This window comes from Qipengyuania triglochinis (assembly GCF_054655615.1).
In genome coordinates this window covers 184825-199967 of record NZ_BAAHND010000002.1, presented here as the reverse complement: position 1 = coordinate 199967, position 15143 = coordinate 184825, and the positions used below count along the sequence as shown (strand labels likewise).

The 15143-nt window shown below is 52.9% G+C and carries 11 protein-coding genes; 5 read left to right on the top strand and 6 right to left on the bottom strand.

Annotation, left to right across the window (positions count from 1 at the left end; all coding sequences use genetic code 11):
* Positions 1-15: 15 nt before the first annotated feature.
* From ACYQ0G_RS07165 to ACYQ0G_RS07155, 3 genes are all read right to left on the bottom strand, one after another.
* Positions 16-1698, bottom strand: coding sequence for a hypothetical protein (locus tag ACYQ0G_RS07165; protein ID WP_460101160.1), 1683 nt, complete (start codon positions 1696-1698; stop codon positions 16-18).
* 78 nt (positions 1699-1776) lie between these two features.
* A complete protein-coding gene (locus tag ACYQ0G_RS07160; protein WP_460101157.1) occupies positions 1777-3372 on the bottom strand; it encodes an endonuclease NucS domain-containing protein in 1596 nt (531 codons plus the stop codon).
* A gap of 526 nt (positions 3373-3898) precedes the next feature.
* A complete protein-coding gene (locus ACYQ0G_RS07155) occupies positions 3899-5050 on the bottom strand; it encodes a cysteine desulfurase family protein (protein ID WP_460101156.1) in 1152 nt (383 codons plus the stop codon).
* A gap of 125 nt (positions 5051-5175) precedes the next feature.
* Here ACYQ0G_RS07155 and ACYQ0G_RS07150 point away from each other — a divergent pair, with 125 nt between their 5' ends.
* Genes ACYQ0G_RS07150 through ACYQ0G_RS07140 form a run of 3 tightly spaced genes read left to right on the top strand, consistent with a single transcriptional unit; the run spans position 5176 to position 10345 of the window.
* Positions 5176-6129, top strand: coding sequence for a DUF4007 family protein (locus tag ACYQ0G_RS07150; protein ID WP_460101153.1), 954 nt, complete (start codon positions 5176-5178; stop codon positions 6127-6129).
* On the top strand, positions 6126-9512 hold the full coding sequence (locus ACYQ0G_RS07145) for a DUF6079 family protein (protein WP_460101152.1): 3387 nt from the start codon (positions 6126-6128) through the stop codon (positions 9510-9512). The genes ACYQ0G_RS07150 and ACYQ0G_RS07145 overlap by 4 nt, the downstream gene beginning before the upstream one ends.
* A complete protein-coding gene (locus tag ACYQ0G_RS07140; RefSeq protein WP_460101150.1) occupies positions 9509-10345 on the top strand; it encodes a phosphoadenosine phosphosulfate reductase domain-containing protein in 837 nt (278 codons plus the stop codon). The genes ACYQ0G_RS07145 and ACYQ0G_RS07140 overlap by 4 nt, the downstream gene beginning before the upstream one ends.
* A gap of 1 nt (position 10346) precedes the next feature.
* On the opposite strand, the gene ACYQ0G_RS07135 is transcribed toward ACYQ0G_RS07140, so the two are convergent.
* The 3 genes from ACYQ0G_RS07135 to ACYQ0G_RS07125 all read right to left on the bottom strand — a co-directional run bounded on the left by ACYQ0G_RS07135 (position 10347) and on the right by ACYQ0G_RS07125 (position 13514).
* The gene (locus tag ACYQ0G_RS07135) at positions 10347-10820 is read right to left on the bottom strand and encodes a hypothetical protein (protein WP_460101148.1); all 474 of its coding nucleotides are present in this window, start codon (positions 10818-10820) and stop codon (positions 10347-10349) included.
* Positions 10821-10824: 4 nt separating this feature from the next.
* A complete protein-coding gene (locus ACYQ0G_RS07130) occupies positions 10825-12516 on the bottom strand; it encodes an ATP-binding protein (RefSeq protein WP_460101146.1) in 1692 nt (563 codons plus the stop codon).
* Positions 12517-12998: 482 nt separating this feature from the next.
* On the bottom strand, positions 12999-13514 hold the full coding sequence (locus ACYQ0G_RS07125) for a hypothetical protein (protein ID WP_460101143.1): 516 nt from the start codon (positions 13512-13514) through the stop codon (positions 12999-13001).
* Between the two features lie 266 nt (positions 13515-13780).
* Here ACYQ0G_RS07125 and ACYQ0G_RS07120 point away from each other — a divergent pair, with 266 nt between their 5' ends.
* Both ACYQ0G_RS07120 and ACYQ0G_RS07115 read left to right on the top strand, forming a co-directional pair.
* Positions 13781-14161, top strand: coding sequence for a helix-turn-helix domain-containing protein (locus tag ACYQ0G_RS07120; protein ID WP_460101141.1), 381 nt, complete (start codon positions 13781-13783; stop codon positions 14159-14161).
* Complete coding sequence (locus ACYQ0G_RS07115; protein ID WP_460101139.1) at positions 14161-15093, top strand: hypothetical protein; 933 nt, start codon at positions 14161-14163, stop codon at positions 15091-15093. Before ACYQ0G_RS07120 ends, ACYQ0G_RS07115 begins: the two co-directional genes overlap by 1 nt.
* The last annotated feature ends 50 nt before the right edge of the window (positions 15094-15143 follow it).

The following is a 15143-nucleotide window of genomic DNA, read 5'->3' as shown; positions in this document are numbered from 1 at the left end:
ATAAGTAACAGAGAATCAGCGTCGCTTCAATCGGTACCAGAGTCCGAGCCCAACAAAACCCAATGTGCTGGAGGCAATCGTGAATGCGCCGCACCAAAGCGCGATTTCCAGGGCTCCGGTCCAAGGAGTTGTGTGCGCGATAGAGAACGTCGCTAGCAGGATTAACAATCCCGCGAACGCAAACCGCATTAGGCCGAGCGAGAAACGTCGAGTAACGGCATGATTGCGAGAAAGTCCGACTGCTTGCTGTTCGGGGCGAAAAATCTCATTGTAGAGCCGCGTGGCGACCGCCGGATTACTGAAATAGCCAGTATGGCTACCGACAGGGTCGTGGAATGCCGTGTTTGCCACCTCGACGTTTTCAATCAGGGTCGATTCAAAATTACCACCGCGCGGTTTCGCACCGCGCGGTATTTCCAAGGCGTCGGCTACGGAATCCACCGGGTCCCAAAAATTGATCCACTTTATCCGCTGACGATCCCCGACCCAGAAGGGCATGGAATTTAGGTCACCGCGGAGTTCTTCATGAATGAGTTCTTCCCGAAAAGTATCGCTGCTGGCGGTTTCGAACAGCAGGGCGAGCTTATCGATCGGCGACCCCATCGTGATGAGACAGTCAACTTTCCTGACAGCGATCCACTCTTCCTTCGTGTCCTTCCGCGCTCGATTGTAGAGACCGATTGCACGCAAAGCGTCGTAAGCGATCGCCGTCCCAAGGCTGTGACAAACGATCACTACGCGGCCACAAGCTGGGTCCGATACCAAATGGCGTAACGTCGCTACCGCTCGTTCTAGGATGGCACTGCGCGTGTCATGAAACTGGTGATTCTCGTCAAGGGTTGCCCAGTAGCGCACGTCCGAGAAAATTGACGTAAGAAACCGGATGCCCCCGATTAGGACTACTATAACAGGGGCCGCGAGTACAACTAACAACACGTTAGACCAAAACCTGCTGATATTAGCATCCCCAAAGAATGTCGCAGCGATCGCAGCACTGAGCAGCAGGATCGCGAAAAGACTGAGAATCGCAAGCCATCCCGCGCGACGTACACTCGTCTCGCAAGGCAAGCTCGTATCATGCCAGATATGCGAAGCGACTTTAATATTGTGGGAAGTTACCGCTTCCTTGGCATGCGCCTGCGCAAACTTAATAAAGTTATCGAAATTGGATTGCGCGCGATCCGCTGCACGATAGCGCGAACCGATCGTGCCTCGATAGTTTCTGTAGGCACTGGCCAAGACAACCATAGCATGCTTCAAAGCCGCGACGCGACCTCCGTCTGCTGCTAGGCGCAGCCGCGCTAGTCTTAGCCGCGGCCATAATAGCCAATTTGAAGGCTCTCGCCGCAATGCAGATTTTAGAAGTCTGATCGTCCAGACCAGCATGGCCCAGAAAGGCACTCGCGCCCGCGTGTCCGGCGACCAATTTACTTCGTAGATGCGGAACGCGGCGCCGATATTGAGTTTTCCACCTTGCCGTCGCGCTCTTTTAAGTTCCAGAAACGGCACGTCCTCTCGGAGTTCGCGATCTCGCGGTGGCTCGATCCCTGACTGGACTTGGATGATGGTGTCGAGCAACTCCGCATCGTAACTGCCGCAAACGGCTTCGAGCGCGCTAAGCAGGGCGCCAGAATTGGCATGCCGCCGATGACGGCCGATCCCGTGGATCGAAAGAATTGCGGTATAGTTTTTAGTCATTTGTGAGAGAGCTTTTTTCCTAGATACGCAAATCTCTCGAAGAAATTGCAGGCAGAGAGAAGTGTCCCTGCGCACGCTTTAGTCTTGAGGCACTAAACCGGTCGGGTCCGTCGGCATATTTCCAAACCGCTCCAATACTGCGGAAACCTTGGCAGCATAACGCGGATTGGCGGTGACAAAATCACGGGGGGTTCTTCGCACCGCGTGTTTACTTCTGCGCTCACCGGCCTCGCCATATTTATCAATGACGGGCTTGAAGCCATGAACGCGCAACGCAACGTCATAACGGTGTTGATCGATCGCGTTCCATATAGCTAGGACTGCCCATTCTAAGCTTCCGTAGATTTTGCGCATGCCTGCTTCGGGGTCGCGAGGGCAGGTTTTCCCGTCCCAACTATAGTATCCGTGAAGCGCGTCTATCGTCTCACCGTTGCGGATGACGTCTATGCGAAACGTCGAGGTTGCCGTCGCTGAATGCCTTCGCGCCTGATGGAGCAAATGATAGAAATGTCGCTTGTCGAGCGCGTAAAGTTCGATTGCGACGCCTCGATCCTGCCATCGTTCGAAGAATGATCGGACCGGTTCCTCCCAAGCTGACTCGAACGCGATAAAGTCCATAAAAGCCTGAGTTTGCGCTCGCCAGGACGGCTTGGCCAAAGGAGTCACCTTAGCTTCAAATGTGTGCCGGTTGCGACGGTGGGCACCCGCACTAATCGAGAGGGCACGGATCTGGCGAAGAATATGATCATCATCATTGATAAGGGGAGATCTTGGCCACGCTCCGACGCGATTGATTGACGACACATCATAGCGCGCGAGCAGCGAAGATATTTTCTCTGCCGTCCCTCGACGTTCCTCCGCAAACGTCGGCAGAACGCCCGGGGCGTTACGGCCGCAAATCCATTCAAGTGTGTCGCACTCAGCCTCCCAGCCCGGAAAGCCATATGGCGGCATGCTCCCCACAGGCTGGCCAATCGCAGCCTCCACAGCGGCCAAATGTCGCTCTGCGATGCGCCATATGCACGCAACAATCCTAAACGGAACTTCATCGCCTATGCCGGGTCGCTCTAAATCGAGCTGCAGAAGAGCCACGCGTATTTCGGGGAGCGCCATCGCGGTATCGAGCACGTGAGCGACGTACGTGCATCGGTCGTGCTCGGTCGCGAACTGCAGCAGATCAATTTCCGGGCTGAGTTGGGGCAGAAAGGCGAGAGGCAACAGTGGCTGCCCCTCAAGTGCCAGTGATCCATCAATATTCAGCGCTACGAACCCGCGGACGTCTACTTCTCCCGATGCGGCAAAATAAGACAGAGGCAGGCTTAGTTCATGCCAGTCTGTAGACACAACGACGCACCGGATCATTTCGCGTGGAATGCGCTCTTGCTCGACAAGCAAGGCCACGTATTTGCTGAGTTCGTGGATTCCGGACCGAGCACTTGTGTCACTACGTTTGATCTCAATACATACAATATGAGCAAATGAATCTCGCGCGACAATGTCGATCCTGCCGTCAGCGCCGTGGGGACTCGAAAGGTAATATTCCTTGGCCAGTAATTCCAAACCCGGCTCAATCAAATTTAGGTTAGCGGCAAGTGCGTCGCGCAACTCAAGTTCGTTAGCGAACAACCCTATCACAGGGTATTGCGAGTAAGTTTTCTTGGTTGGTGCCGTCATCAAAAGCGCGTTAGCGCGTGCGGAGCTTTCAGAGTAGGTGCAGATTATTTTTCGTACAAACCATCGAGAACTCGAGGAAAACAAAGCGAGAGGCATTAAACCTTTGCCTAATGTTTCATCCGGGATATCATTGCACCTTCAACTCATGACAGTTGTAGGCAAAAGGCACGGGTTGGCCTTGCGCTGCGTCCCCCCTTGCGGTTTCTCGAGGAACTACTTGGGGTGCTCCTTAGTCCTGCGTACCGGTCAGACCTTTCGCTTCGGGTGGTCTTTCAGTCTATCGATCTTGCTTATAATGGCCTTCCTAAGCTCGGCACCATCTGCCGCATAAATCGAAATCGAGCCGCTCTCACCAATCCTAAAGGGCATCGCCCGTTCATTACCGCTTACCCGTGATATATCCTTCGAATGGGATGCTGCGGCAATCCGTTTGCAAATCTATTAATCGGCAGGAGACTTCGCATTGTTACTCATCGAGCAGCCGTCCGCAAATAGGATACCGCCTGCATTACCCTGCAACATCGCATTACCTAGCCTGCTGCAACTTAGCTACCGTGGAAGCTATCTGTGCTCCAGCCCATTGGGCATCGTCAGCCGTGGTGAACCGTCCGACGCTGAGTCGCACTGCAGCGCGAACTAGCTCGCTCGGCAGCCCCATCGCTGTGAGTGAATAGGAAGGTTCAGGCATTCCCGATGTGCAGGCCGACCCACTTGATAAGGCCAGATGCGGTTGCAGCGCTCCGATCAAATCTTGGCTCTCAATTCCGACGAAACTCACATTGAGATTGCCAGGGTGTCGCCGGGCAAGTGACGGACCATTTAGTATCATCTGGCCATGGCCATCGTTCAATGCTGCAAAAAGGCGTTCGCTCATATCACAAAGATGCGCTCGGATTTTTTTGCCTTCCACATCGAAGAGGCGACTCGCTTCCGCCATACCTGCGCAGAGCGCTATCGGCACCGTACCTGATCGCAGGCCCGCTTGTTGGCCTCCACCATGCAAAAGAGGAGTTAGCTTAGATTGCAGCGCGCGCGATATGTACAAGCATCCCACGCCGACAGGCCCGTAGAATTTGTGAGCGGAAAAACTCGCGCAATCGACATTTGGGAGATTGTCACGAACCTCTGTCGCACATGGCGCTTGCGCAAGGTCTGAGTGCAGCACTGCGCCCGCTCCACGGACCAATTGCCCGATCTGCTTTAAATCTTGGATTGCGCCCATCTCGTTGTGTACGCCGATGACGCTCACGAGGTCGACACCAGCCGACAAAATCGATTGCAGATTTTCGATATCAATATGCCCGTACTGATCGACTTGGATTGTACGTAGGCGCGCGCCTCGCGCCGAAACTGTCCGCGCAGATTCGATGACGCATTTATGATCAATCGCGGAGACAGCGAGGCTTCCGCCCTCTCGGACAAGTCCCTTGATCGCGAGATTATTCGCCTCCGTCGCTCCTGATGTGAAAATGACTTCGTCAGGATCACATCCAAGGAAATGCGCAACTGTGGATGTCGCTTCCTCCAGTCGCTGATTTGCAGCCCAACCCAAGCTATGCTCGCCTGAATGCGGGTTGCCCACATCGTCGCGCATAACGCTTAGCATTCGTTCCCGCACTTGTGGATCAAGCGGGCATGATGCTTGATGATCCAGATAAATTGAATTTCCGAGTTTCATTTCAGATATTTACGCTTCTATCGCCTAATGCGCAGATAAATTGGTGATATGGAAGCTGGAACCAAGCTCCAGGATTGACGTTAGCATGGGCCGCTTGTTACTGTCGACCTGGAGGTATCGTCCAGATGGCACGCGGCGCAATTTTTCAGCAAGACTACAAACCCCAATTCTCGGGGCATGAGACCTTCCCGCTTCGCTACGGGTGGCTGAAGAAGGCATTCGATCCCGTTTATGAGCAGCGCAAAAGCGCCGATAATCGCTCTATTTTCCTAAGCGACTCTGCCATCGCTGATTTTGGTGTCGGGAAGAATATGGTTTCTTCTATGCGCTATTGGGCGCAGGCCTGCAATATCATCAAAACTGAGGGTCAAGCACTTCGCCCCACCGCATTCGGCGAGAAGATTTTTGGACCTTCCGGTCTCGATCCTTACATCGAGCATGAAGCCACCTTGTGGTTGCTCCATTGGTTCTTGTGCAGCCGACCTGACCGCACCACGTGGCATTATGCCTTCAACTATTTCCATGCTCAGAATTTCGACCGAGAAATGTTGGTCGAAGAGCTCTTAAAGGTTGCCACTGCCCAATCTTGGCCACGAGTTTCCGCGGCCACCGTAAAGCGCGATGTGGAATGCTTTGCGCGTACCTACGCTGCACGACCCCTGGCCAAATCGGCCACGCACGAGGACGCATTGGAATCTCCCTTATGCGAGCTAGGCCTGCTGCGCCCGACGGGCAGAAAGGACGGATTTCGTTTCGTGCGTGGTCAGCAGCCGTCGCTTGGAGGCGGTGTGTTTGCGTTCGCAGTGGCGCAGTTTTGGGAGCAATTCACCAACAGCAATACGCTCTCTTTCGAGGCTCTTGCCCATGAACCTGAATCGCCTGGGCGAGTGTTCAGTCTCGACGAGAAAAGTTTGGCGCAACGTCTTTACGACCTCGAAGAATTTTCAGGCGGCGCAATGCGGTGGTCAGAAACGGCGGGATTGCGTCAATTGACCCGCGATTCAAGAGTAGTCTCGGCCCGGGCGCTTGAGTACATCGAGACCGACTATGCCGCGCTCGCAGATCGGCGCGCAGCATGAGTGCGCTAGCTGACAAAGTTCAAATTGCGCGGCGGTTTCAGAAGTCGATCCGCATTGATTCTGACATTGGAACTGCCGAGGCGCTGGATGGCTATATCCTGCCAAATTCGGCTGCCGACGTGCTTGCAAATATGGCAGGACATGTAGCCGAAACAGGGCAGGGTGCATTTACATGGACCGGGCCGTATGGAAGCGGCAAATCGAGCCTCATTGTCATTGTGAGCGCTTTGCTTTCTGATGATCCGAAGTTGCGTAAGAAGGCGGAGAGTTTGGCGACGCCTGCTCTGGTAAAATCCTTCCGCAAAGGTTTTCCCGCAACACGGAAGGGCTGGACCATCGTTCCCGCCGTTGGTTGGCGCGCGCCTGTCGCGACGATCCTTGGTGAAGCGCTGAAACAAGCCTCTGTTGTTTCGCGCGCGCCTAAGGTCTGGACCGAGAAGAAGATTCTCAAGGTGCTGTCGTACTTGATCGACGATACGGCGACCGATGGCGCTGTCCTTTTCATCGACGAGATGGGCAAAATCTTGGAAAGCGCTGCCAACGAAAGCAGCGATATATATCTCTTCCAACAGCTCGCGGAACTGGCCTCGCGAAGTAACGGTAAGCTCATCATCGTTGGTGCTCTCCATCAATCCTTCGATGAATATGCGAACAGGATGGCCCGCGAGGTTCGCGATGAGTGGTCAAAGATTCAGGGCCGCTTCGTTGATCTCGTCGTCAATGTAGCAGGCGAGGAGCAGATCGACCTTCTCTCTCGTGCCATCATGGCGACGGGCCGTCCCGCGTCACATGACAAACTGTCGAGCGAAGTGGCTGGGGAATTGGCAGGAAGTGGGCGCGGTCAGAAGGCAGCTCTTACAAATGTGCTTTCACACACCTGGCCATTGCACCCAGCTGTGGCAGCTCTTCTCGGGCCAATTTCTAGGCGGCGGTTTGGTCAGAACCAGCGAAGCCTTTTTGGATTTCTCAATTCGGCGGAGCCAAGCGGCTTTCAAGATTTTCTACGCCATGCAGGGAAGGATGATCTTTATCGCCCTGCGCTTCTCTGGGATTATCTACAGCGTAATCTTGAACCTTCAATTCTTGCCTCACCCGATGGCCATCGCTGGGCGATCGCTGCTGAGGCCGTATCGCGTTGTGAGATGCTGGGCGGCGATCCTCTGCATATCGAGATTTTGAAGACAATTGCCGTGCTCGATCTGTTTCGGGCACAATCGGGACTTTCAGCAAGCGAACGGTTGCTTTGGCTTTCTTTGCCGAAAATCACACAAGCAATATTGAAACAGCATTTGCAGCAGCTCACTGATTGGTCGCTTATCATCCATAAGCGACATTTGGGCGGATATGCCGTTTTTGCAGGAAGCGATTTTGATTTTGACGCAGCCCTCGATGAAGCGCTTGTCGAAATCGGTAAGATGGACTTTTCACAAATTAGCGAGCTTGCTGATTTGCAGCCCATCCTCGCCAAACGCCACTATCATGAAACAGGCGCGCTGCGATGGTTTGATTTCGATGTATGTCCCCTGAGTGCGGCGCTCGAACGCGCAGAGAATTTTGAAACTCCTGCCGACAGCATTGGTCTGTTTTTGCTCGCGGTCCCCACTGACGGCGAAACCGAAGCGGAGGCCGAAGCCATCGCACGGAAAATCGGCAGGCTCGAAAGCGATACTGAACTCGTTATCGGCATCTCGCCGCGCTCCTGGGCTATTGGCGCCTTGGCCAAAGAAGTCTCGGCACTTGCATTAGTGCGCGATGAGCGCGCGGAGCTTGTTGGCGATCCTGTCGCACGCCGCGAAGTGAATTCTCGCCTTTCTGATCTTAGTGCGAAGCTTGAGGCAGAGCTTGAACTTACTGCCGACACGGCAGCATGGTATTATAAACAACGCGAACCACGCCAATTTATTCGCGCCGAACTGAGCGGATTTGCGTCAGATATCGCTGAAAAGCTCTTTCCCGACGCCCCACACATTCACAATGAGCTGCTCAATCGCGTCAAGCCTTCGAGCAGTGCTATCGCCGCGCAGAACGCACTTCTAAAGCATATGGTTGAAGGTGCGGGAAAGCATCGACTTGGAATACAGGACTATCCCGCCGAAGGCGGACTATTCGCCTCACTTCTTGAGGCCACAGGCTTGTATCGTGAAGCGCGCGCTGCGTTGCGCTTCACGGGCCCCACGGCCAAAGATCCCGCAAACTTGGCATCACTTTGGAAAGCAGCTGACAAACTGCTGAAAGAAAATGCCCACCGTTCAGTTTCCCTCTCGGAAGTTTATGCCCTTTGGCGTGCCGCGCCATATGGGGTGAAAGACGGGCTGATGCCCGTCCTATCGGTTGCCTACATTCTCTCGCAGAGTGACAAGGTTGCCTTATATCGTCAGCAAATTTTCCAAGCCCAGTTCTCTGATCTTGACGTCGATTATCTCGCCAAAGACCCAAGCGATATTCAACTGCGATGGATGGATCTAAATGATATTAGCCGCAGCCTGCTTTCCGAACTTGCAGGCATCGTGCGTGAGATCGATGAGACTAATGAGCTGGCTAATCTTGAGCCGATCGATGTTGGACGGGGGCTGATCGCAATCTATGCGGACCTGCCGACCTGGACACAAAGAACGCTTCGCCTGTCAGCCAACGCGACGAAAATTCGGTCGATTTTCAAAAAAGCAAATGACCCGAACCAGCTAATCTTCAACGATCTACCGCGTCTCGTGGGGGATGATGAAGCCGACGCGATTGACCAGAAAGCGCTTAAAAAGGTTGCGGAGAAGGTCCGCGACGGACTCGCCGAACTTGTCGCTGCCTATCCGACCATGCTGGCGCGGATTACCGACAATCTTCTGCTTGAACTCGACGTGCCGAATAGCTCGTCGCAAGCCTTGCTTGAACTTCGCGACCGGGCTGAAAATATCCGTGAGCTGAGTGGTGATTTTAGGCTCAATGCCTTCATCGGCCGACTGAGCCAGTTTGAAGGCTCGCGCGATGATATTGAAGGGCTTGCCAGCCTGGCGACCAACAAGCCGCCGCGCCACTGGATTGACGCTGATCTCGACAATGCGGGATTGGAACTCGCCGACTTTGCACAACAGTTCCTTCGCGCGGAAACCTTCGCACGAGTGAAAGGCCGCTCCGATAAGCGCCATGCCGTCGCCATGGTACTTGGACTTGATGGGCGGCCAACGTCTCACGCGCATGAATTCACCGTCGATGAGGCTGACCGCAAAGTGGCAAAGGCGATTGCGCAGAAATTGCGGAACGCACTTGCTGATCACGCCCAAGCTGACCGTGAAGTTCTCCTTGCCGCGCTTGCGGAGCTTTCAGCTGAGATCATGGCCAAGGAAGGCCGAGAAGATCGTCCAGTGCCGCCTCAGGAGGCTGTGGTTTGAGCGGGAACGAACGTCATGTGCTCGGGTTGTCTGGCGGTCGCGATAGCGCTGCGCTGGCCGTCTACATGCGCCAGTATCATCCAGAGATAAACGTCGAATATTTCTTCACGGACACGGGCAAGGAATTACCAGAGGTTTACGAGTTCCTTGGCCGCTTGGAGGGTGTTCTCGGCAAGCCTATCGAGCGCCTTAATCCAGACCGCGACTTCGATTTCTGGCTTAAGCAGTATAATACGTTTTTGCCATCAGCACAGACTCGCTGGTGTACCAGACAGCTCAAACTTCGGCCCTTCGAGCAATGGATCAAACCCATGCTCGAAAACGGCGACAAGGTATGGTCCTATGTCGCCATTCGCGGCGACGAGGAGTATCGCGAGGGCTACACGTCCAAGCACGAAAATTTGACGATCAAACTGCCTCTCAAAGAAGCCGGGATCGACAAAGCTGGAGTCATGGAAATTCTGGACTCCTCTGGCTTGGGCCTCCCGCGCTATTATGAGTGGCGAACGCGTAGCGGCTGCACTTTCTGCTTTTTCCAGCAAAAGATTGAATGGGTTCGCTTGAAGGAACGTCACCCTGACGCATTTGAAGAGGCAAAGCGTTACGAAAAAACAGCCGTCGAACATGGCTCTCCGTTCACCTGGAGCCATGGTGAATCATTAGATGAGTTAGAACAGCCTAAACGGATAGCTGCGATTAAGGCGGAGCACCAAAAGCGGGTTGATCGACAGCGTGCCAAGCTGACTAAGAACCCTTTGCGTCCCGACGATGAACCACTCGATATTGACGATCTGTATGGCCAAGCGAAGGCTTGTCTAGCCTGTCACAAGTAGCTTAGAGGATTTCCCGCAGTGCCTGGAACATTGAGCGTGCCACGATTTCGGACTCGCGCTGGACCGTCACTGAGTTGCAATAGCCATTCGCATTAACCCGTGATGTGAGGCAAAGCGAGATTTTCGCTTCCGAGAGAAAGTTCAATAACTCGCAATGAACCAAGTATTCCACTGCTCTGCGGTATTCGCTGCTGTCTAACCAAAAGCCTCGATATCCAGAGAGTCGGACAGCGATAAAATGGATGTCACGCAAGGTGATGTCATCAGACTTGGAAATCGCGCAAACACGCTGCTTGAATGTGTTTGAACTTGTTTCTGAAACATGTTGGGCGATCCGCCCGATAACCCCTGTGCTGCTTCTCGTTTCTCCAAGGTAGATGGCTCGACAAGATCGAGATAAGCCGAGATAAATGAATGGTGCTTTTTTTGCAGCTTCATCGCTAGAAATGGTGATGCGAAGCGACTCTCTCGGCATCGACTTAGCTCGTTTTTGAAATCTGCCTCAGAATCTCCGCGAGATTTCCGCCAGCTTGCTCTCGGAATTCGTCTAATACCTGACTGGCAATCTTTTCATCGAATTCCCCTTTGTAAAGGGTCATAAATTCGCCTTTCGCCAAAGCGAAGAAGATGATGTCAAGCGTACGAATAAGGTCGGTGTTTTCACCCTTCACACTGATGACATCACGATACAGCGAGTGAGACTTGTTAACGCGTACGATGAGGCCTTCTTGCGGGTCGAGCGCTCGCTCCCAAAGCTGATTATTTTCTAGCTCTTCGACATATTGCACGCGCTGACCCTGTTTTTCGAGCTTCTCAGCTTCTTCCGGCTTGATAGGCGTCGATTGTTCTAGCTTCTCACGCTTAGCCCTTAACTTTTTCTTATCTCCTTCAGGGGCGACTTCCTCGTCGAGCTTTTGCCCCTTCTCTTCTAAGTCGCCGAAGCGATCAAGCTCTGCGTTTATCTCTGAATGGGGATCGCTCTCGGTATGCCTAGAGACGTTGTTACCTGCGTTTCTCCAAGCTGCAATGCTCTTTTTCTTGGCCTCGTTTATTATAGGATCGAGCTGGCTCTGCGCAATCTCGGACAGATGAATGCGACTCTTGGTCACATCGAGGTTCAAAATGTCATCAGCATCGCTTTCAATTAGGACGCGGCCACGGAACGAGTATAAGTCTTGATCCTGACTGATCCGACCGCCAAGCGAATCTGCCCATGAGATAAGCCGTCCGTTTCGATAAATATAAAATCCATAATTCCCTGCGCCGATATTATAGTGACGCCTGGTCTCTGATTGGGTCATCTTGGCAAATGTTGCGACAGAAGGAGGGTGAGGGAGTTGGCTAATCTCAACGGTTGCCCAAACTTTCCCATCTGTATCTAACTGGAATTTTTGCGGCTGCTTGATCCAGTTTACAGTCTGGCCTTCCCAGGTGCGCTCATCGAGATTTCCGTCCGCATCGGGAATCTCGTCCAAAAACAGAGGATCGAAAGCCTCGATTTGTTCCTGTGTCCCGTCTTGGTCAATCACGAAACTGACCTGTCGGTTTGCGGGCGATTCTCCTTTAATATAATAGTAGAAAATCACACCAGCTTGGCGCTTCAACTCCTCGATGATCTCGACGGCACGGGGCATCGATTCATGGTGGATTTGGTCGATCCGGACGATAGTGCCCGAGTTTCCTCGTCCAACATGAGAATCTAGTAAATCGACAGTATCGTCGTCGGATTCCTCGAGGTCATACTCATAATCGGATGTCAGTGAGCGCTGATCGAGCACCGCCGTGAGCGACTTGTCATTTTCCTTGCGGGATGTGATCGTTAGTTTTGAGCCTAGAGAGGATGATGCTGACTTCAGGCCAAGACCAAATTTACTGAGCGACCCGGCCTCGTAAAAGTCTTCTGATGAGCCGAGAGAAATTGCATTGTCTATCCCATCCTCGTCCATCCCATGGCCGTTATCTACGATTGCGATAGAGTCGATTAGAGTACGTTTGCGGCCATGCTCGTCCTCGTGCTGCGAAAGCGAAATTTGCACCGCTACGTTGGTGGCTTCTGCAGAAACGGAATTGTCCACTATATCGAGAATCGCGGAAACGGGCTGATAACCAATTCTTCCGAGTGCAGCTAAAATTCTCGCGGCGTTAATGGTTCCGGCTTTTTTTGTTGGCATTCTCGTGCTCCAATCGAAATTTCACGTCGCACTACCAAGATTTTATTAAACTCATCAAGACGCCCTCTGACGGGACCACATGCTTTCCCCGGCTAAGGATAGAGCCGAGCCGCTTTGGTGCGCATGAGCGCGGTTGGAGCAATGGCCTATTTCTGCGAAGCCCGTAAGGGCTAGCGAAGCAGGTCATTATCTAGTTCGCCAGCGAACGTTGCCGGTGAGTTCCGCCAAGGGCTGAGTGCGGTCTCTCCCTTTTGATCACTACGATATCCCCACGCGGCAGAATGTGAAGACGGCGGTGGCCGAACTGGAAACGCTGTTAGCCAACTCGCGCAGCTTCCCGCGTGGACCGGAATAATCGTTTTGAGTAGGACGGTAGCGCACGCTCCTGCGATCGGCATCGCTAAACTGGTAGTACGGTAACGGTCCCAAATCGATCATGACAATTTACCAGTTTTGTAATGAGTACGGATAGCGTTCGACCATCAAGCCTGGGAAAAAGCAGCCTCTAGGTATCCAGCTTCAAGTTTCTTCCGAATCTCGGTTCTGGGTCCGCTTTGATATAAAAACCCGCACAGGAGTTCAGGCGGAATGGCATGCCTCCGGGCGTATTCCAACTCGCGCGCCATCAAGTGCCGCTCTTGGCGAGAAATCTGTGAATCATCGTTGTAGATGCTCATTAGCAAATCGTGGAACACATTGCCGAGCTTGTCGGGGCGATTTAGGTTTGGCCTAACTTTGGCAAGGAAGTCCTCGGTGGCCCAGTTTGTGGAGGGACAGCTTAGAATCTTGAGGCCAAGCGCGTACACCTCGCGCCGCAAAAAATTTTTCGCGCTATCGTTCTTCGTCGGCTCGTATGGTCCAACGAGAAAGCTAGAGCCTAACCTGCGAGTGTGTTCATCCCAGATGTTTCGCAGTGCTTGCTCGGCATCCTTCCTACGCAGGCATTTTTCGGACTTGAGATCGAAATTACGCTCGAAAGCCCGCTTCTTTTTGGCCACCTCTATGGCTCCCTAGCTCCAGTTAAAGCCGTCCGCCTGTCATACAAAATGCATGACATCAAGGTGGTGAATCTATTAGAATATCCTCCCGCGAATTTCTGCATACTTTGGCGAACCGGACATTGACGGTGTTAGCCGCGGCAAGATCGCCGGCTTTCTGAGAAGCCCAGCTACTCAGGGAATTCGATGCCACCAACAACAAAGCGTTTCTTCTGAGATACATACTTCTCAGAGCGGAGAAGCTTTGCCGAAAATGGAGAAGTCGAGTGAGACAGCTACAGTATCCTATCTTCGTCACAGTGGCAGAGGCGATGAGCCTCTTGCGACTGGGCAGAACGTCTGTCTACGCAATGATTAAATCTGGTGAATTGACGGTGGCCAAATTTGGCCGAGGCACCCGGATCACGTTTTCTAGCGTGCTCGAGTGCGCCATGTTGAGCCTGGAAAAAGGGAACAGCGTTGGAATCGATAGCGCAATGACCCAGCCAAGTAAGTGCGAGATCGCGGAGCAACTCGTGCTTGGCCTATGTCATACACACGATGACATAGAAGTGAGCATAAGAGAGAGCCAAAATTGTAGCGATAGCCCTAGCTCTTCCGCCATTCGCCGTAGATCTTCCGAGAAAAAATCGGCGGGAGAAATTTGATGGCGAAGGAGGTTTCTAAAAAGAGCGCGTCAAAGATGGCGCAGATTGCTGAACGCAAGTTTGCGGATAAAATAAAACGATACGCGCACAGCCAATCCGCGTCGTCCAGCGATGTAACCAAGTTTCGAGATGCATTGGGTTACGGAAGATGCTGCAACACAATGTTGGCGTCGGATCTGAGTGTGAGGCGAAAGGCTGCGAAATTTTTCGGAAGGGCTCTCGAGTCCTTGCGAAAAGAAAACCCCAAACTTCGTTTTCACTTTTGGACTTTCATTCATGACCGAGGAAATACCTCAGATCGAACTCCGGTCTTGGACCTCAAGTTTATAAGTGGACTGACGGATCGGACTCTTCGCGCCCAAAAACTAGACGGCATCTTCGTAATCGAGTTTCAGGGCCTTGGGAATCACCCTAGAGCGGGCAAGGGGCGAACGATCATGACCCATTCTCATGCTCTTACGTGGACGAACACTCAATTCGACGCGGAGCAGGTGGAAATTCGTCTCAATCGAAACAACACCAGCTGTTCCAATCTTGAGGCAAAGCCAGTTCGAATAATGGAGGTTGATGATAAAGATGGAGAGTTAGCCTACTTGGCCTACTACCTCTTCAAGCCACCCTACGATGTCAAAATGCTCGAAAAGCGCAAGCGGGGTGATTGTCTGGTATCCCGAGAAAAGGGATACCGACCTGAATTTGCCACGCGCTTGTTAGAATTACTGTCGCAACTAGAGTTGAAAGAGCTTGTGCGCGGTTGTGGATCCGGCAAGGAGCTCAGAAAGCATTGCTGGCGCCGCCTTACTTACTGGAACCGAAGCCGGGCAGAATGGGAACCTGGGAGTCTGCCCCTGTACTATTTTGGGGACCTCTGGGACGTTTATCGTTCCAAGAGGAAAAAGGCGGAGTACGATCCATTCAATGTAGTTCGCTAATCGCTATCGTCGAGAGTGAATAATCCCGTCGGCGCAGGCCCGCCATAGAA

What these genes read in the sequence shown, in the direction of transcription:
- ACYQ0G_RS07165 (WP_460101160.1), bottom strand. Translation starts at nt 1,698, where the DNA reads ATGACTAAAAACTATACCGCAATTCTTTCGATCCACGGGATCGGCCGT.
- ACYQ0G_RS07160 (WP_460101157.1), bottom strand. Translation starts at nt 3,372, where the DNA reads ATGACGGCACCAACCAAGAAAACTTACTCGCAATACCCTGTGATAGGG.
- ACYQ0G_RS07155 (WP_460101156.1), bottom strand. Translation starts at nt 5,050, where the DNA reads ATGAAACTCGGAAATTCAATTTATCTGGATCATCAAGCATCATGCCCG.
- ACYQ0G_RS07150 (WP_460101153.1), top strand. Translation starts at nt 5,176, where the DNA reads ATGGCACGCGGCGCAATTTTTCAGCAAGACTACAAACCCCAATTCTCG.
- ACYQ0G_RS07145 (WP_460101152.1), top strand. Translation starts at nt 6,126, where the DNA reads ATGAGTGCGCTAGCTGACAAAGTTCAAATTGCGCGGCGGTTTCAGAAG.
- ACYQ0G_RS07135 (WP_460101148.1), bottom strand. Translation starts at nt 10,820, where the DNA reads ATGCCGAGAGAGTCGCTTCGCATCACCATTTCTAGCGATGAAGCTGCA.
- ACYQ0G_RS07130 (WP_460101146.1), bottom strand. Translation starts at nt 12,516, where the DNA reads ATGCCAACAAAAAAAGCCGGAACCATTAACGCCGCGAGAATTTTAGCT.
- ACYQ0G_RS07115 (WP_460101139.1), top strand. Translation starts at nt 14,161, where the DNA reads ATGGCGAAGGAGGTTTCTAAAAAGAGCGCGTCAAAGATGGCGCAGATT.